Source organism: Actinocorallia sp. A-T 12471 (assembly GCF_033875155.1).
Lineage (GTDB): Bacteria > Actinomycetota > Actinomycetes > Streptosporangiales > Streptosporangiaceae > Actinocorallia.
Genome location: NZ_JAWZTE010000016.1, coordinates 52,319 through 69,609 on the forward strand (window position 1 = coordinate 52,319; position 17,291 = coordinate 69,609).

The following is a 17,291-nucleotide window of genomic DNA, read 5'->3' on the forward strand; positions in this document are numbered from 1 at the left end:
CAGACGGGCCCTTGTCGCTGGCGTAAGCACGGCCTTACAGTCGGCGCATGCTCCAGAACGCGACATTCTCCGCCCTCACCACGGCCGCCCCCGACCGGGTGTTCCGGCACCTCGCGATCGCCGAGGCATGGCCGGTGTGGATGCGGCTGCCGACCCGCGCCCGCCGTGCCGTCGACGGGTCCCCCGAGCCCGACGGGGTCGGCGCGGTCCGTGCGATCTTCCCCGTCCGGGAGCAGTGTGTGGCGTATGTGCCGGGCGAGCATTATGCCTACACGATGCTGTTTCCGCGTCCGATCAAGGGTTATCGGGCCGATGTGCGGCTCACTCCGAAAGGCGACGGGACCCTCGTCGAATGGTCGGGACAGGGCGCGCCTTACATTCCCGGCACCGGACCTGTCGTCCGCGCCGTGTTGAACTTCGCCGCGCGGGTTCTGGCGACGCTTCTCGTGCGGCACACCGCGCGCTGCCGTCCCGGCTGCCCAGCACACGGGTGACATGGGAATCAAGGACTTTTCGCCCTAGGCGCGGACCGCGAAGACCCCCTCATTTGAGGGGGTCTTCGTCATTTGGTTTCGTCAAATTAGTAACACATGTCCGAAAGCGGTCAGAGCTTAGGGAACCACGACGAATACCGCAATAGTGCTTCTCTGTTGATCTATGGCGGAACCAGGGCGGTAGCCCTACCGAGCAGGTGGCACGGGTGTTCCGCGTCGCCGGGGCTTCGCCGTTTCCAGGGAGGGATTGGTTCGTGAAGCAGGTCGTCGTACACAAGAAGGGCATGGTTTCACTGCGGGGCAAGGCGAGCGCCAAACACGCGTGACCGGGGGGCCGGTCCCGTCCGCACGGGACCGGTCCACCAGCGTCCGCGTCCGCCGCCAGAAAACCCGGAGACACCCGTGCCCCTCATGACGGTCGACACGCCGGTTCCGCCACCCGGCGTCCCCCCGCTGCTCGCCACCGCCGACGCCGACCGCCACACCGGCGGGCCCTACGCCGCCGCGGCCGTCCTCGCCCGCGCGCTGTTCCCGTCGGCGTCGCCCGACGTGATCGCCGCCCGCGACATCGAACTGCGCGCCATCGCGCCCGATCTGCCCGTTCCGCTCGTCAGGACGACCTTGAGCGACACGGTTCCCCGGGCCGAGCGGATTCTGATCCCCGCGCCGCAGCGGACCCTGCGCGTCGCCAACGGGTTCGCCGAGTTCGTCCGCGACGCGCTCGCCGCGCCCGCGTCCTTCCTCGTCACCGGGTACGCCGCCGCCGACCCCGTCGACCGCGAGATAGTCGACGTGCTCGTGCGCAGGGTGCCCGGCCTCACCGTCATCGTGTGCGACCTTTCCGGGCCCGCGCCCAAGGGGCCCGCGCCGTTCTGGGGCGGGCCGTCCGGGCAGGCCGTCGAGGGGCCCGCCGCCGCGCGCGCCGCCGTCGAGTGGTGCCAGGAGCGCGGGTGCCACCACGCCGTTGTGGAGATCGGCCGGCGCGGCCTCGCCCTTGCCGAGCCCGACACCGCCGACTGGTGGGCGATCGTGCACGCCGTCGCGGTCGGGCTAGGGGCGCTGGAGCGCGAGGACGAGGCCGAGGAGCTGCTGTGCCAGGCACGCGCGCGGACCACCGACCCCGCGCGGCAGTCGACCATGGCGTACACGAGCGCGATGCTGCTCACCCGTCACCACGATCCGGCGCGGCGCGACCTCGAGGCCGCGCTGGCCTGGGTGAACATCGGGATCGCGCTGTGCGGGCTGCTGCCCGACCGGCCGGACCGCGCGGTCAAGCTCGGCTTCGACATGAACGGCAAGGCGCTCATCCAGGCGCGGCGCGGACGCTCGGGGGAGGCGATGGAGCTGGTTGAGGCGGCCATCGCGCTCGCGGACGCCGACCTGCCTGAGGGGGCGCAGCGCATTCACCGGCTTGTGCTGCGCGCCAACCGGGCTCAGCTGCGGGTGCGCGTCGGGGATCTCGAGGGTGCGCTTGCCGACTTGGACGCGGTCATAGCGGCCGACCCGGGATATCCCGACTACTACGTGGACCGGGGGAACCTCCTTGCGAAGCTCGGTAGGGAGGACGATGCCTTGGCCGACTACAGGACCGCCGCGCGGGTCGGGCCGCCCTTCGCCGAGGCGTACTACAACTGCGCGGAGATCGGGTACGCGCGCGGTGATCTTGAGGGGGCGCTGGCCGACCTGGATTACGCGCTCGAACTGGACCCCGACTTCGTTGACGCGCTCGCCAACCGGGCCGGGCTGCTCACGGCCGTCGAGGAGTACGACAGGGCGCGCGCCGACGTGGACCACGGGCTCGCCGTCGATCCGGGGAACCCGTATCTGCTGTGCGCGCTCGGGCAGATCGAGCACGCGGCGGGCGACGTCGGCAGGGCGCGGGCGGCGTTCGACCGGGCGGTGCGGACCGAGCCGTCGCTCGCGGTCGCCTGGGCGGGACGCGGCATGCTCGCCTACGAGCGCGGCGACGTCGAGGCCGCGATCGCCGACCTGGGCCGCGCGGTCGAGCTCAACCAGGAACCCGGCCTCCTGTTCAACCGCGCCTTGGCGCTGCGCGCCGCAGGCCGCCACACCGAGGCCGCCGCCGACCTCGCCCGCGCCCACGCCCTCGACCCCGCCGACCCCGACATCACCGCCGCCCTCACAGAAACCCCAGACGACCAGCGCGCTTGACCCGGCTGCTCGGCAGCGCGTCGCATGGGCCGCTAGCGCGCTTGGCGCGCGTCGTACGGCCGCGCGTCGGGCGCGTGGCGCTAGCGCGCTTGACCCGGTTGCTCGGCGGCGCGTCGCGCATGGGCCGCTAGCGCGCTTGGCGCGCGTTGTACGGCCGCGCGTTGGGCGCGTGGCGCTAGCGCGCTTAGCTCGCGCTGTTGGTGGCGCGTGGGGTGCGGGGCGTGAGCGCGTTTGGCGCGCGTTGTACGGCCGCGCGTTGGGTGCGTGGCGCTAGCGCGCTTAGCTCGCGCTGTTGGTGGCGCGTGGGGTGCGGGGCGTGAGCGCGCTTGGCCGACGTCGTGCGGCGGCGTGTGGGTGCGGGGCGTGAGTGCGCGCTTAGCTTGGGGTGTTGGTGGGGGGTTGGGGGTGGGTGGGGTGGGGAGGGGGTCGGTGAGGGCGTGGAGGGCCAGGAGGACGAGGGAGGCGGTCCAGCCGAGGGGGGCGACGGAGGCGGGGCGGTGGTCGGCGTCGACCTTCTCCGGGAGGACGCCGAGGGAGGTGCGGTGGGCGGCGAGCCAGTCGAGCCAGGCTCCGGCCTGGACGGTCCGGCCTGATGCGGCGTCGGCGAGGGCGAACATCGCGACCTCCGGGGTCCAGGCCGTCGTCTGGGAGCCCGCCCAGTTCTCGCCGGGCAGCAGGCCGCCGTTCTCCAGGCCGAGCCGTTCCGCGGCGCGGCCGAGCGCGAAGTCGACGCCGAGGTCGCGCGGCGCGTACGGGGGTGCGAGGAACGTCACAGACGCGTCCATGTCGCCGCCGTCGATGGGCGAGCGGGGGTAGCCGTGCGGGCCGTACTCGCGGCGGATCGCCTCATCGAGCGTCTTGGCGGCGCTGCCCCAGCGTGCGGCCTCGCGGCGGTGGCCGCCCTCGTCGGCGAGCGCGGTCGCCGAGCGCAGGCCCGCGAGCAGCGGCGCGGACACCCCGAGCGTCGGACGGCCCGGGTCCTGCTCGGCCGACGGCCTGCGCTCGAAGTAGTCAGAGCCCGCCGGCGGCAGCCCGTCGGGGCCGAGGTTCCCGGCGATCCAGTCGGCGGCGGCCTTCACCATGCGCCAGGGCGCGGTCTCCTCGCCGCCGGGGTCGAACCGCGACGTGAACCAGGTGGCCCACAGCACCCAGCCGATCTCGTCGAGCTGGATCGCGCGGCCGTCGTCCACCGCGCTGCCGTCGGTGCGGTACCGGGTGTCCCAGCTGCCGTCGCCGCCCTGCACGCGGGCAAGGAACGACAGCACCGAGCGCGCTTCCGGGAGATGCCCTGTCACCGCGAACGCGGCGGCGTGGAAGGCGGCGTCACGCGGCCACACGTAGTTCCACATCCCGTACCACGACGCCGTCGACGCGCCTGTCTCGTTGGTGAGCAGCCGCAGGTCGAGCAGGGCGCGCGCGGCCATGCCCCGGTGCTCGAGCGAGGCCCCCGGGACCGTTCCAGAGTTCAGCCAGTCGCGGTCGCCCTTGACGGCCGCGCCGACCCTCGGGTCGGTGATCGGGACAGTCACGGGCTGGGTGCTGCCGTGTGGGATGAGCATCACCCTGCCGTCGGCGAGCCGCAGAACTGAACTGTCGAGAATGTACGACGCGCCCTCGGCGTCCTCGGGGCTGACCGCGGCCTGCGCGTAAGGCCAACCGCCGCCTCCGACAAGCCCCGGACTCTCATATCCGGGCGGGCCGGACAAAGGGTCGCGGGCGCTGCACGTCGCGGCGGCGGCAAGGGTGATGAGTGCCACAGTTAGCCGCGCCCGGCGTCGCCACATCCGGCAGCCCCCCAAAAATTCACCGGTGAATCCGCAGCTAGTAGATCAGAGGCTGCCAAATCATCAGATGACGGTTCCATTCCCCCGACTACCCGACGGTAAGCAACCCCGCTGGCGGGGGCCGTCGAACTCGTTGGCTAGGCTTGCCTGCCGGAGCGGACCGCCGTGATTACCGCACGTGCGGTCATCACCCGTCATCCCTTCAGAAGGACGTCTCCTCGTGGACCTGTTCGAACATCAGGCGAAGGAACTCTTCGCCGAGTACGGCGTACCGGTGCCCACCGGCAAGGTCGCCCACACCCCGGCAGAGGCCAAGGCGATCGCTACCGAGCTGTTCGCGGCCGGCAGCAAGAAGGTCGTCATCAAGGCCCAGGTCAAGACCGGCGGCCGTGGCAAGGCCGGTGGCGTGAAGCTCGCCGACACCCCGGACGAGGCCGAAGCCCTCGCCACCCAGATCCTTGGCATGGACATCAAGGGCCACACGGTCCACAAGGTCCTGGTCGAGGAGGGCAGCGCCATCGCGCAGGAGTTCTACTTCTCCTTCCTGCTCGACCGCGCCAACCGGACCTACCTGTCGATCTGCACCGTCGAGGGCGGCGTGGAGATCGAGGACGTCCCGCACGACCAGCTCGCGCTGATCCAGATCAACGCGCTCGAGGGCGTCGACGCGGCCAAGGCCCGCGAGATCGCCGTCGCCGGCCGGCTGCCCGAGATCGCGATCGACGGCGCCGCCGACATCATCGCCAAGCTGTGGACCGTCTTCACCAAGGAAGACGCCACGCTGGTCGAGGTCAACCCGCTGATCCTCACCGCCGACGACCAGGTGCGCGCGCTCGACGGCAAGGTCTCGCTGGACGAGAACGCCGCCTTCCGCCAGCCCCGCCAGGAGCAGCTCGAGGACAAGGCCGCCGCCGACCCGCTCGAGGCCAAGGCCAAGGAGAAGGACCTCAACTACGTGAAGCTCGACGGCAACGTCGGCATCATCGGCAACGGCGCGGGCCTGGTCATGTCGACCCTCGACGTCGTCGCCTACGCGGGCGAGGAGTTCCCCGGATCTCCCAAGCCCGCCAACTTCCTCGACATCGGCGGCGGCGCGTCGGCCGAGGTCATGGCCGCCGGCCTGGAGATCATCCTCTCCGACCCGTCGGTGAAGTCGATCTTCGTCAACGTGTTCGGCGGCATCACCGCGTGCGACGCGGTCGCCAACGGCATCGTCGCCGCCTACGAGCTGCTCGGCTCGCGCGGCGAGACCGTCGACCGCCCGCTCGTCGTGCGCCTTGACGGCAACAACGCCGAGCTCGGCCGGCAGATCCTGAACGACGCCGCGCTCAAGGGCGTCGAGCAGGTCGAGACCATGGACGACGCGGCCCGCCGGGCCGCCGAACTCGCTGCGGTAGGTGCGTAATGGCCATCTGGCTGACTGAGAACAGCAAGATCATCGTCCAGGGCATCACCGGCTCGGAGGGCTCCAAGCACTCCGCCAGGATGCTGCGCTCCGGCGCGAACGTGGTCGGCGGCGTCAACGCCCGCAAGGCCGGGACGACCGTCACCCTCGAGGGCAAGGAACTGCCGGTCTTCGGCACCGTCGCCGAGGCCATCAAGGCCACCGGCGCGGACGTGTCCGTCGTCTTCGTGCCGCCGAAGTTCACCAAGGACGCGGTCGTCGAGGCGATCGAGGCCGAGATCCCGCTCGCCGTCGTCATCACCGAGGGCGTCCCGGTGCAGGACTCCGCCGAGTTCTGGGCGCTTGCCGTGGCCAAGGGCGGCAAGACCCGCATCATCGGCCCGAACTGCCCGGGCATCGCCTCGCCCGGCAAGTCCAACGCGGGCATCATCCCGGCGGACATCACCCCCGCCGGACGGATCGGCCTCGTGTCCAAGTCGGGCACGCTGACCTACCAGATGATGTTCGAGCTGCGCGACTTCGGCTTCTCGACCTGCGTCGGCATCGGCGGCGACCCCGTCATCGGGACCACGCACATCGATGCGCTCCAGGCGTTCCAGGACGACCCGGACACCGACGCGATCGTGATGATCGGTGAGATCGGCGGCGACGCCGAGGAGCGTGCGGCCGCGTACATCGAGCAGCACATCACCAAGCCGGTCGTCGGCTACGTCGCGGGCTTCACCGCCCCCGAGGGCAAGACGATGGGCCACGCGGGCGCGATCGTGTCCGGCTCGGCCGGCACCGCCCAGGCCAAGAAGGACGCGCTGGAGAAGGTCGGCGTCCGCGTCGGCAAGACCCCCAGCGAGACCGCCCGCCTGATGCGCGAGATCATGCAGAACCTCTAGTCCGCACGGACCCCGAGGTCGTGAAAGGCCGTCCCCCTTGGGGACGGCCTTTTTGCTGTGCCGGGCGAGCGGTTTGGGGGGTTGGGGGGAATTGTGCGGTAGGTCATGCGACACGCCGGGTGGGGGCGGGGTGCGGGCGGGGTGGGGCTGCCAGCATGAACCCATGAGCAACGCCGAGCAGCCCGGACGAAGGCTTCGCGTCGTCCGCGACGGGGAGACCGCACCGCCCCTGCCGGACACCGAGGCACGGGCCGCGTCGGGCGACGCGGCGGGCCCGTCGGCGTCGGCGTCGCGGAGGGCCGGGCAGCCGGGCGGCGCGGGGTCCGGGGCGCACCAGCCGGGTGGGGTGGGGAGCGCGGCGCGGGCGTCGGGTGCGGCCGGGGCCGGGGCCGGGGCCAGGGCCGGGGCGCGGGAGCGCGGCGGGGCGGGGTCTGAAGCGCGGCAGCCGGGTGGGGCGGGGGGCGCGGCGCGGGCGTCGGGCGGGGCCGGGGCGCGAGAGCGTGGCGGGGCGGGGTCCGAAGCGCGGCAGCCGGGTGGCGCGGGGAACACGGCGCGGGCGTCGGGTGCCGCCGGGGCCGGGGCCGGGGCCGGGGCCGGGGCCGGGGTGCGGGAACGTGGCGGGGCCGGGGCTGAAGTGCGGGAGCGTGGTGGGGTGGGGTCCGAAGTGCGGGAGCGTGCGGGGGCCGGGGGAAGGGCGTTGGAGGAGGCGGAGGGGGCGCGGCGGGGGAGGTCGGGGCCGCCGCCGGGGCGCGGCGGGGTGCCGCAGGCGCGGCCGCTCGCGGTGACGGGGATGGTCGCGGCGGCGTGGTCGGTCGCGCTCGGGCTGGTGATCCTCACCACCGTGACGTTGGCGGGCTGGGCGACCGCGTCGCATGACACGACGTTCGGCGACGGTCTGCCGGGGGTGTTCCGGCTCGCCGTGAACTTCTGGCTCGTCGCCCATCATGCGGGGTTCGAGGCCGAGGTCGGTCGGGTCGGGCTGCTGCCGCTCGGGCTGACGCTGCTGCCCGCGGCGCTGCTCTATCGCAGCGGCGGGTGGATCATCCGGGCGGCCGAGACGCGGTATCGGCAGCGGGTGGGCGTCCTGCAGGTCGCGTTGCTGCTCGCCGCGCCCTACGCGACGTTCGCCGTGGCGCTCGCGCTGATCGCGCAGATGCCCGCGTTGAAGCCGTCGCCTTGGCAGGCGTTCCTTTCCGCCTTCACGCTCGCCGTCCTCGCCGGGGGGTTGGGCGCGGCGCGGGCGATCTCCGCCTCACGCGGACGGGTGCGCTCCGGCGTCGGCGCGCTGCTGCGGCTGCTGCCGGAACGGCCGCGCTCGGTGCTCACCGGCGTGCTCGGCGCGCTCGCCGTGCTGATCGCGGCGGGCGCGATCCTCGTGGGGGCGTCGCTGGCCGTCAACTACCGGGAAGCGGCCGACCTGTACGCGCTGCTCGCGCCGGGCCGCCTCGGCGGCGGCCTGCTGCTGCTCGTCGAGCTGCTGTACCTGCCGAACGCGATCATCTGGGGCGTGTCGTTCGCCGTCGGGCCGGGGTTCGCGGTCGGCGCGGGCACCAGCGTGTCGCCCACCGGGGTCTTCCTCGGGGCGCTTCCGACATTTCCCCCGTTGGCTGCGCTGCCGGAGCCGGGGCCCGCACCGCTGGTCTCCCTGCTGGCGCTGCTTGCGCCCTTCGCGGCGGGGATCGTCGGCGGGGCGCTGACCGTGCGGTCGTTCCCGAGCACCGTCTACGAGGCCGCGCCGCTGTGGGGGTTCCTGTCCGGCGTGATCACCGGGGCCGTCATGACGGGCCTCGCCGCGCTGTCCGGCGGCCCGCTCGGCGACGAGCGGATGGCGACGATGGGGCCGTCGGCGTGGCGGGTCGGGCTGCTGACCGCGCTCGAGGTCGGGCTCGCGGCGGCCGTCGCGGCATGGATCGTCAACTGGTGGATGTTCCGGGAAAAAAGGCCGAAGCGACGGCGTCGGCGGCGGCGTGAGGCCGAGCCCGAGTACGTCTACGACTACGAGGACGAAGAGGACGAGATCGTCACCGAGCCCGTCGCCCCCGAGGTGCCGCAGCCGAGGCAGCGCAGGGCCGACGACGACCCCTTCGCGTTCGTGGAGTCCGAGCCGATCCTCCGCCGCCGCGACTGACCTTGAGAACAGGTCTGGAACAGGTCTAGAGAAGGTCGTCGTAGCCGTACTTCTCGAAGGTGCCCCTCGGGATGTTCAGCTTGTCCTCGATCTTCGGGATCCACTGGTCGTTGCACGCGCGCTCGTCGGTGCGCGTGTTGACGACCTGCTTGCAGTCGTTCAGGCCGTTGATCTCGGTCCACAGGATCGCGCTCAGGATCAGCGACGCCGCCGAGAACACCGTCGCGAACAGGCCGAAGACCGCGCCCGCGATCACCCCGGGGGTCTTCTCGCCCTTGGCGGCGGCCTTGCGGGTGCGGACCGCGACGATGATCGCGAAGATCCCGATGATCAGCGCGGCGGGCGGGATGAACATCGTCAACACCACGGCGCCCAGGCCGAGCCAGAGAGCGCGCAGGCCCGCCCGGCTTCGCGTGTCGGGGGTCACTGGGCCCTGCTCGTTCACCGAATTCCTCCTGGGTCGTCGCCGCCGTACACGGCCGCTGCAATGGATCTTCCGCGCGGAAGATAGAGTCCTCACGGCGGAATCGGTTCCGCCGAGGTCCCGGGGGAACAACCCCTGACCTGTAACGATCTTCCGTCAGGAGAGTTCCGTTGACCGCCCGGCTCGTCGTTCTCGTCTCCGGTGCGGGGACGAATCTTCAAGCGCTGCTCGACGCGTGCGCGGACCCAGCTTATGGGGCCCAGGTCGTTGCCGTGGGCGCGGATCGTCCTGATATCGCCGGACTCGACCGGGCAAAGCAGGCGGAACTTCCCACGTTTGTCGAGGCAGTGGGGGCGCACCCGTCCCGCGCCGACTGGGACAAGGCCATCACCGCGCGCGTCGCGGAACACGCGCCCGACCTCGTGGTCTCCGCCGGATTCATGAAGATCCTCGGGCCGCGGTTCCTTGACCGGTTCACCGTCGTCAACACGCATCCGGCGCTGCTTCCCGCCTTCCCCGGCGCGCACGCCGTCCGTGACGCGCTCGCGTACGGGGTCAAGGTCACCGGCTGCACCGTCCACTTCGTCGACGCCGGCGTCGACACCGGGCCGATCATCGCCCAGGAGGCCGTCAAGGTCGGGTGGCACGACGACGAGGAATCCCTGCACGAGAAGATCAAACAGGTCGAGCGGCGGCTGTTCATCGACGTCATCGGCAGGCTCGCCCGCAACGGCTGGACCCACCGTGACGAACGCCACGTGTCCATGAAGTGCAGCGTCTGCGCCCCCGCGGGCGCGGAGGAGAACGAGGAGGGGTCCCAGCCGTGAGCCGGATCGCCATCAAGCGCGCCCTGGTCAGCGTCTACGACAAGACCGGACTGGAGGAACTGGCGCGCGGCCTGCACGAGGCGGGCGTCCAGCTCGTCTCGACCGGCTCCACGGCGGGCCGGATCGCCGCCGCGGGTGTGCCCGTCACCAAGGTCGAGGAGCTCACCGGGTTCCCCGAGTGCCTCGACGGGCGCGTCAAGACCCTGCACCCGCGCGTCCACGCAGGGATTCTCGCGGACCGGAGGCTGCCCGAGCACGTCGCGCAGTTGGCGGAGCTCGAGGTCGAGCCTTTTGACCTTGTTGTGGTGAATCTGTACCCGTTCACGGAGACCGTGGCCTCGGGGGCGTCGGCCGACGAGTGCGTCGAGCAGATCGACATCGGGGGGCCGTCGATGGTGCGGGCGGCCGCCAAGAACCACCCGTCGGTGGCGGTGGTGACGTCGCCGTCGGGGTACGGGGATGTGCTTGAGGCCGTCGCGGCGGGCGGGTTCACGTTCGAGCAGCGCAAGCGGCTCGCGGCCGAGGCGTTCGCGCACACCGCGGCCTATGACGTGGCCGTCGCGTCGTGGTTCGCCGAGACGTACGCGCCCGACGAGACCGCCGTCGAGTCCGGCTGGGCCGACTTCACCGGGACCACCGCCGTGCGCAAGGCCGTCCTGCGGTACGGGGAGAACCCGCACCAGAAGGCCGCGCTGTACACGACCGGCTCGGGTGGGCTCGCCGGTGCTGAGCAGCTGCACGGCAAGGAGATGTCGTACAACAACTACGTCGACACCGACGCCGCGCGGCGCAGCGCCTACGACTTCAGCGAACCGGCCGTCGCGATCATCAAGCACGCGAACCCGTGCGGCATCGCCGTCGGCGCGGACATCGCCGAGGCGCACCGCAAGGCGCACGCCTGCGACCCCGTCTCGGCCTACGGCGGCGTGATCGCGGCGAACCGGCCCGTCACCAGGGAGATGGCCGAGCAGATCGCGCCGGTCTTCACCGAGGTCGTCGTCGCCCCGGCCTTCGAGCCCGAGGCCCTGGAGATCCTCCAGACCAAGAAGAACATCCGCCTCCTGGTCGCCGAGGACCTCCCCCGCGAGCCGCGTCCCGAGCTCCGCCAGATCAGCGGCGGCCTCCTCGTCCAGTCCGCCGACCTCATCACCGCCCCCGGCGACGACTCCGTCAACTGGACCCTCAAGGCGGGCCCCGCGGCGACCCCGGAACAGCTCGCCGACCTTCAGTTCGCCTGGAAGGCCATCCGCTCCGTCAAGTCCAACGCCATCCTCCTGGCAAAGGACGGCGCCTCCGTCGGCGTGGGCATGGGCCAGGTCAACCGCGTCGACTCCTGCTCCCTTGCCGTCCAACGCGCCGCCGACCGAGCCCCCGGCTCCGTCGCCGCCTCCGACGCCTTCTTCCCCTTCCCCGACGGCCCCGAAATCCTCATCACCGCCGGCATCACCGCCATCGTCCAACCCGGCGGCTCCATCCGCGACGAAGAAGTAATCACCACCTGCGAAAAATCCGCCACCACCCTCTACTTCACCTCCACCCGCCACTTCTTCCACTAACCCACCCGACCGCCCCCGTCCACACCGGACGGGGGCGTCCGCATTCCCGGGGCCCTGGAACACTGGGGTTGCACTTATTGCGTTTGGTGCACATACTGCAGATGGGAGGGGGTGCGTCATGACGGTGAGCACACCGAAGTCGCTGGAACCCGGGCAGGTCAGCGCGCAGGACGCGGGACGGGCGCTGCGCCGGATCAAGGATTTCCTGGCGGCTTATCCAGGTGACGATGACGTCCGTGTGCACGTGGAGTTGGCGGGTGAGGACGCTCTTGTCCTGCCACGTGACACCGTGACGATGTTCGCGTACATGCTCGCGCAGCTCGCCGAAGGCAGGGGCGTGACCCTCGTCCCCAACCACGCCGAACTGACGACCCGGCAGGCGGCCGACGTCCTCAACGTCTCGCGCCCCTACCTCATCGCCCTCCTCGAAGACGACAAGATCCCCTACCGCCTCGTCGGCCGACACCGCCGCATCCGCTTCGACGACCTCATGGCCTACAAACACGCCACCGAGGCCCGCACCCGCAAGGCCGCCGACGCCCTGATCACCCTCACCGAGGACCTGGACCTCTACTGATGGCCTTCGTGGTGCTCTACGACGCCAACGTGCTCTATGGCAACGAAGTCCGTGATCTTCTGATCCGCGTTGCGCGGTCCGGCCTGGTCCGGGCGTACTGGTCGAACGCGATCCTTGACGAGATGATCCGCAACGCCGCCGCGAACCGACCGGACATCTCCGGGGAGAAGTGGGCTCGCCTTCGCGAGCTTATGAACGCCGCCGTACCCGGGGCGCTGGTCGAGGGGTACGAGGGGCTGATCGACGGGATCAAGCTCCCCGACCCCGACGACCGGCACGTTGTCGCCGCCGCGATCAGGTGTGGTGCCGAAGTGATCGTGACCTCGAACCTCAGGGACTTCCCCGCCGCCGCTCTCGCGCCGTACGGATTGGAGGCTAAGGGCCCCGACGACTTCGTCCTCGACCAACTTGGCCTTGCCGAGAGCACCCTGCGCTCCTGCGTCCACCAGATCGCGGAGGCCCGGAACAGGCCACCCAAGACCTTCGCGGAGATCCTCGACGCACTGGAGCGCGCGGGACTCGTCGAGTCGGCAGCGACCCTCCGAGACTTAGAGGGAGCCCCCGGATGGGGGCTCCTGGGGTGGTTGGTTTGGAGGGGGTGGGGGTGGGGTGGGGTTATTTGATGGTGTTTTGGGTGGCGAAGAGGGTGGTTTGGTCGCCGAAGGCGTAGTTGTTGATGCGGATGCTTGCGTCGAGGGCCATGGTGTTGGCGCCGGAGGGGCTGGGGAGCTTCATCAGGGAGTTGATAGTGCCGGTGAGGAGGCCGCAGTCGGTGGCCTTCGGCACGACGAAGGCGTCGTCGGCGAGCTTGGCGGTGATCACCGGGGTCCAGTTCTTGAGGCCGAGCTTGAGGCCGGACAGGCCCGCGTTGACGGTGATCGGCGCGGCGTCGGTGCCGAGGGAGCAGCCGGGGGCGAGCAGGGCGGGCAGCGAGGCGCTGCGCAGTCCGAGCTTCAGGCTGAGGGTCTCGGGCAGCAGCATCTTGCCGGGGGTGATCGGCCCGGCCTGGCGGACCTGCACCTGGAAGCCCTCGATGCCCAGCGGCGCGGACTCCTTCGGGATGTCGATCCAGGAGCCGGAGAAGCCGCCGCTCTGGCTGATCATCGTCACCTTGTTCTCGTGCCAGCCGACGGCGACGGGGATCGTCATCGGCTCAGTGATGTTCTGGGTGATCGAGCCCATCTTGAGCTGGCCGCCGGTGACGACGATGGAGATGCAGTTCCAGGCCCAGGCGCCCGCGCCCTGGGGGATCGCGGGACAGTTCGCGAAGTCGGCGGGGCTCGGCTTCCACTCGGCGGGGGCGGCGGAGGCGGGGGAGGCCACCGCGCCGACGGCGAGGGCGGCGACGGCGACGGTGATGGCGTGCTTCAGACGCACAGGGTGACTCCTCACGGGGTGGTGACAAGGAGCCTGAGCGAGAGGCGGGCCCGCCAGAGAGCGTTCAGACGGGAAAGAATCTACTTACCGGTAGGTCTGTCCACGCAAGTCCGCCGAGTCCGTATTTACAGTTCCGTTATTAAGTGTCAACGAACCGGGCGGCTCCGGGACGGCGTCGAGGGTGTCGGCCCCGGGGCTTGGGGCCCCGGGTGGGGGCTCTGGGGTTAGGTGGTTTGGAGGGGGAGGGTGGGGTTGGCGGACCATTCGGTCAGGGAGCCGTCGTAGATGGCTACGTTGGGGCGGCCTAGGAGGGCCAGGTGGAAGGCGAGGCCGGTGGCGGCTATGCCGCTGCCGCAGTAGGTGATGACCTTTTTGGTGGGGTCGAGGGTGTTGGCGGAATCGAAGAGGGGGCGGACTTCTTCGGGGGACTTGAAACCGTTGGCGTCGGCGAGGTTGATGAAGGGGATGTTGACGCTTGAGGGGATGTGGCCGGGGCGGGCGTAGGTGACGCGCTTGCCCGAGAAGGTGTCGGGGTCGAGGGAGTTCACCAGGATGGTGTCGGGGGCGTCGATGGCGGCCAGGACGTCGGACTGGGTGGCGAGGAGTTCGGGGCGGCGGGAGGCGACGAACTCGGCGGCGGGGTAGGACTCGGTGCCGGTGCGGGTCTCGTGGCCCGCGGCGGTCCAGGCGGGGAGACCGCCGTTGAGGACGGAGACGGAGTCGAAGCCCTCGTAGCGGAGGTTCCACCACAGGCGGGTGGCCCAGACATTGGGGCCCTGGTCGTAGATGACGACGTGGGTGTCGGGGCCGACGCCGAGCGCGCCGATCTTCGCGGCGAAGGCGGCGCTGTCGAGGGCGGTGAAGGTGGTGGCGGCGTCGGGGTCGGCGAGGTCGTGGAGGAGGTCGGCGAAGGCCGCGCCCGGAATGTGGGCCTTCTCATACGCCTGACGGCCTGACTCGACGTCGTAGTAGCCGTCGCCTTCCGGCTGGGTGAGGAAGGTCGTCGCGTCGAGGACGCGGATGCCGGGGTCGGCGAGGTGTTCGTGCAGCCAGGCGGCGTCGACGAGCAGAGGGTGGGACATTGACGTGTCCTTTCGGGAGCGCGTCCCCGTCGTGCGGAACGGGGATCTCCATAAAACCTACCTGTTTGGTTACATGAGGCCGCGCCGAGACCCGGCCTCCACCCGGGACAACGGGTGCGGAGCCCGCAAGATTCCGGGTGAATCATCTGGGTTTGGGGTTTTTGATCTACGAGATGCCGGTTCGGGGGGTTTGCCGGAACGGGCTTCGGGCGAACGGCGCGGGCAGCGTGACGGGTTGGGTAGCCTCTGGCGGGGATTTGACGTCGGCTTGGACAACGGGGAGTGCCGGTGGGAGCTGTTCTGGGGCTGATGGTGGAGAGCTCGGGATGGGTCGCCGAGGGGCGGGAGTACATCGGGTTCGCCGCCGCGGTGGGCGTGGCGATGATCGCCGGGCAGGCGGGGTGGAAGGCCACCGACTGGGTGCTCGAGCGGCGGGGCGCGCGCGACGCCGAGTAGGCGCGCCAAAACCCCTACAAAACCCGCAAAACCCCCACAAAGCCCCGAAACCTCCGGGTCGTTCGGGGAACACCTGGCTTTATGGACGAAGAGAAGCTGAGGGCGTTCTGGGCGGCCCGCCAGGGACTCGACGGGTCACTGGACGGTGCAGGCCCCGACGAGGTGCTCGCGCAGACGGGCTGGGCCCGGTCCGTCGGGGGGTTCAACCCCTATCTGACGATCTTCAGCCGTTCCGGCACAGGCCGCGACGGCACCGACGCGGCGGTCGCCGACGGCAGGATCTGCGAGATCCGCACGGCGCTCGGCCGCACCTACATACTTCCCGAGGAGGATTACGGGCTCGGCCTGCGCATGGCCGCGCCCGCCGCCCGCGCCGAGGTCGACTCCTGTGACGACCACGGCGTCCCGCACCAGACGCTCGACCGGCTCATCAGCCTCATCCAGGACGCGATGACCGACGAGCCGATCGAGGCGTCGCGGCTCGACCTGCACGGCCTGCTCCCGGACGGCGACGCGGGCCGGATCGCGCTCGGCGCGGCGCTCGCGCTGCTCGAGGCGTCCGGCGAGATCCGAAGGGTCCCGATCGAGGGCCGCCTGGACAGGGAGCGGCACGGGTACGTCCGCTGGACCCCGCCGCACGTGCCGGACTCGGCCGAGGCGCGCACGGCGCTCGCCGAGCACTACTGGCGCTGGATCGGGGTGGCGTCCCTGGCGAACTTCCGCTGGTTCTCCGGCCTGTCGGAGCAGGCGGCGCGCGGCGCGGTCGCCCCGCTCGACCTGCACCCGCAGGTGGACGGCGACCTCCTGATCCAGGACGTCGACGAGTTCGGCGACTTCACCCGACCGGCGACCCCGTCTTACGCGGTCGTAAGCGCGCTGGACGGCCTGCACCACCTGCGGCACGACCTCGCGGGCGTCCTCGATCCCGAGCACGGCGACCTGCGCGGCCTGCCCGCCCAGGCGATCTTCGACCGGGGCCGCCTGATCGGCTTCTGGGACTTCGACCAGGAGCGCGGCGAGATCGTCTGGACGACCTGGACCCGCCCGGACGACGAGCTCGCCGACACGATCGACCGCTCGAGCGGCTTCCTCCGCGAGCAACTCGGCGACCTGCGCGGCAGCACTCCCGATAGCGTCCGCCCACCCGCCCTCGCCTAAGCCGCCCGGCCCCCGGACGGCCCACCCGCCGACCGCTGGGACAATGGGGCGACGCAGGCGAGGAGAGCGATGAGCGCAACGATTCTGGACGGCAAGGCCACCGCGGCCGAGATCAAGGCTGACCTCAAGCAGCGGGTCGACGCCCTGAGGGACAGGGGGGTCTCGGTCGGCCTCGGCACGGTCCTGGTCGGCGACGACCCGGGCAGCCACGCGTACGTGAACATGAAGCACCGTGACTGCGCCGAGGTCGGCATCACCTCGATCCGCAGGGACCTGCCGGCGGACGCCACCCAGGAGCAGGTCGAGGCGGTCGTGGCCGAGCTGAACGCCGACCCGGCGTGCACCGGCTACATCGTGCAGCTCCCGCTGCCCAAGGGCCTTGACGAGCAGCGCGTCCTCGAGCTGATCGACCCGGCCAAGGACGCCGACGGCCTCCACCCGGTGAACCTGGGCCGTCTCGTCATGCTCAAGGAAGCCCCGCTGCCCTGCACCCCGAAGGGCATCGTGGCGCTGCTGTGCCGCTACGACGTGCCGATCAACGGCGCGGAGGTCGTGGTGATCGGGCGCGGCCTGACCGTCGGACGGCCGCTCGGGCTGCTGCTGACGCGCCGCACCGAGAACGCGACGGTCACGCTGTGCCACACCGGCACCCGCGACCTCGTCCGGCACACCCGCCGCGCCGACATCATCGTCGCCGCAGCGGGCGTTCCCGGGCTGATCACCGCGGACATGGTCAAGCCGGGCGCCGCCGTGCTGGATGTCGGCGTCTCCCGGGTGGACGGAAAGCTGGCGGGCGACGTGTCCTTCGCCGTGTCGGAAGTGGCCGGGTATGTCGCGCCCAACCCCGGCGGCGTCGGCCCGATGACGCGCGCGATGCTGCTGGCGAACGTCGTCGAGTCGGCGGAAGGTACAGCGTCGGCGGAGGGCACAGCGTCGGCGGAAGGCACGGCGTAGGCGGAGAAGT

General features: G+C 71.1%; 16 protein-coding genes. 12 read left to right on the forward strand and 4 right to left on the reverse strand.

The features are described 5' to 3' along the window. Window positions 1-47 precede the first annotated feature (47 nt). On the forward strand, window positions 48-494 hold the full coding sequence (locus R9X44_RS32055; RefSeq protein WP_319818105.1) for an SRPBCC family protein: 447 nt from the start codon (window positions 48-50) through the stop codon (window positions 492-494). Between the two features lie 411 nt (window positions 495-905). Further along, window positions 906-2,666, forward strand: a complete 1,761-nt coding sequence (locus R9X44_RS32060) for a tetratricopeptide repeat protein (protein ID WP_319818183.1) — start codon at window positions 906-908, stop codon at window positions 2,664-2,666. An 80-nt stretch (window positions 2,667-2,746) separates the two neighbouring features. Here R9X44_RS32060 and R9X44_RS32065 read toward each other — a convergent pair whose 3' ends face one another. Then, window positions 2,747-4,423: a glycoside hydrolase family 15 gene (locus tag R9X44_RS32065; RefSeq protein ID WP_319818106.1), complete on the reverse strand. Its 1,677-nt coding sequence runs from the start codon at window positions 4,421-4,423 to the stop codon at window positions 2,747-2,749. Window positions 4,424-4,670: 247 nt separating this feature from the next. On the opposite strand from R9X44_RS32065, the gene sucC reads away from it, so the two are divergent. From sucC to R9X44_RS32080, 3 genes are all read left to right on the forward strand, one after another. Then, window positions 4,671-5,855 (forward strand): ADP-forming succinate--CoA ligase subunit beta, encoded by a 1,185-nt coding sequence (sucC, locus tag R9X44_RS32070; protein ID WP_319818107.1) that lies wholly within the window; start codon window positions 4,671-4,673, stop codon window positions 5,853-5,855. Next, window positions 5,855-6,742 carry a succinate--CoA ligase subunit alpha gene (sucD, locus tag R9X44_RS32075; protein ID WP_319818108.1) on the forward strand — a complete coding sequence of 296 codons (888 nt, stop codon included), beginning with the start codon at window positions 5,855-5,857 and terminating at the stop codon, window positions 6,740-6,742. The genes sucC and sucD overlap by 1 nt, the downstream gene beginning before the upstream one ends. A gap of 163 nt (window positions 6,743-6,905) precedes the next feature. Next, a complete protein-coding gene (locus R9X44_RS32080; RefSeq protein ID WP_319818109.1) occupies window positions 6,906-8,870 on the forward strand; it encodes a DUF6350 family protein in 1,965 nt (654 codons plus the stop codon). 25 nt (window positions 8,871-8,895) lie between these two features. Here the strand turns inward: R9X44_RS32080 and R9X44_RS32085 are convergent, their stop codons facing one another. Next, complete coding sequence (locus tag R9X44_RS32085) at window positions 8,896-9,315, reverse strand: hypothetical protein (protein ID WP_319818110.1); 420 nt, start codon at window positions 9,313-9,315, stop codon at window positions 8,896-8,898. A gap of 149 nt (window positions 9,316-9,464) precedes the next feature. On the opposite strand from R9X44_RS32085, the gene purN reads away from it, so the two are divergent. The 4 genes from purN to R9X44_RS32105 all read left to right on the forward strand — a co-directional run bounded on the left by purN (window position 9,465) and on the right by R9X44_RS32105 (window position 12,877). Beyond that, on the forward strand, window positions 9,465-10,121 hold the full coding sequence (gene purN / locus R9X44_RS32090; protein ID WP_319818111.1) for a phosphoribosylglycinamide formyltransferase: 657 nt from the start codon (window positions 9,465-9,467) through the stop codon (window positions 10,119-10,121). Further along, complete coding sequence (gene purH / locus R9X44_RS32095; RefSeq protein ID WP_319818112.1) at window positions 10,118-11,677, forward strand: bifunctional phosphoribosylaminoimidazolecarboxamide formyltransferase/IMP cyclohydrolase; 1,560 nt, start codon at window positions 10,118-10,120, stop codon at window positions 11,675-11,677. The genes purN and purH overlap by 4 nt, the downstream gene beginning before the upstream one ends. Window positions 11,678-11,795: 118 nt before the next feature. After that, window positions 11,796-12,254, forward strand: coding sequence for a helix-turn-helix domain-containing protein (locus R9X44_RS32100; protein WP_319818113.1), 459 nt, complete (start codon window positions 11,796-11,798; stop codon window positions 12,252-12,254). Continuing rightward, on the forward strand, window positions 12,254-12,877 hold the full coding sequence (locus R9X44_RS32105) for a PIN domain-containing protein (RefSeq protein WP_319818114.1): 624 nt from the start codon (window positions 12,254-12,256) through the stop codon (window positions 12,875-12,877). The genes R9X44_RS32100 and R9X44_RS32105 overlap by 1 nt, the downstream gene beginning before the upstream one ends. Here R9X44_RS32105 and R9X44_RS32110 read toward each other — a convergent pair. Both R9X44_RS32110 and R9X44_RS32115 read right to left on the reverse strand, forming a co-directional pair. Further along, window positions 12,870-13,631, reverse strand: a complete 762-nt coding sequence (locus R9X44_RS32110) for a hypothetical protein (protein WP_319818115.1) — start codon at window positions 13,629-13,631, stop codon at window positions 12,870-12,872. The two genes, R9X44_RS32105 and R9X44_RS32110, sit on opposite strands and share 8 nt — an antisense overlap. Window positions 13,632-13,855: 224 nt before the next feature. Continuing rightward, a complete protein-coding gene (locus R9X44_RS32115; protein WP_319818116.1) occupies window positions 13,856-14,713 on the reverse strand; it encodes a sulfurtransferase in 858 nt (285 codons plus the stop codon). Between the two features lie 288 nt (window positions 14,714-15,001). Here R9X44_RS32115 and R9X44_RS32120 point away from each other — a divergent pair, with 288 nt between their 5' ends. The 3 genes from R9X44_RS32120 to R9X44_RS32130 all read left to right on the forward strand — a co-directional run bounded on the left by R9X44_RS32120 (window position 15,002) and on the right by R9X44_RS32130 (window position 17,281). Next, window positions 15,002-15,169, forward strand: a complete 168-nt coding sequence (locus tag R9X44_RS32120) for a hypothetical protein (protein WP_319818117.1) — start codon at window positions 15,002-15,004, stop codon at window positions 15,167-15,169. 81 nt (window positions 15,170-15,250) lie between these two features. Then, on the forward strand, window positions 15,251-16,327 hold the full coding sequence (locus R9X44_RS32125) for a DNA glycosylase AlkZ-like family protein (RefSeq protein ID WP_319818118.1): 1,077 nt from the start codon (window positions 15,251-15,253) through the stop codon (window positions 16,325-16,327). Between the two features lie 69 nt (window positions 16,328-16,396). Further along, window positions 16,397-17,281, forward strand: a complete 885-nt coding sequence (locus R9X44_RS32130) for a bifunctional methylenetetrahydrofolate dehydrogenase/methenyltetrahydrofolate cyclohydrolase (protein WP_319818119.1) — start codon at window positions 16,397-16,399, stop codon at window positions 17,279-17,281. The last annotated feature ends 10 nt before the right edge of the window (window positions 17,282-17,291 follow it).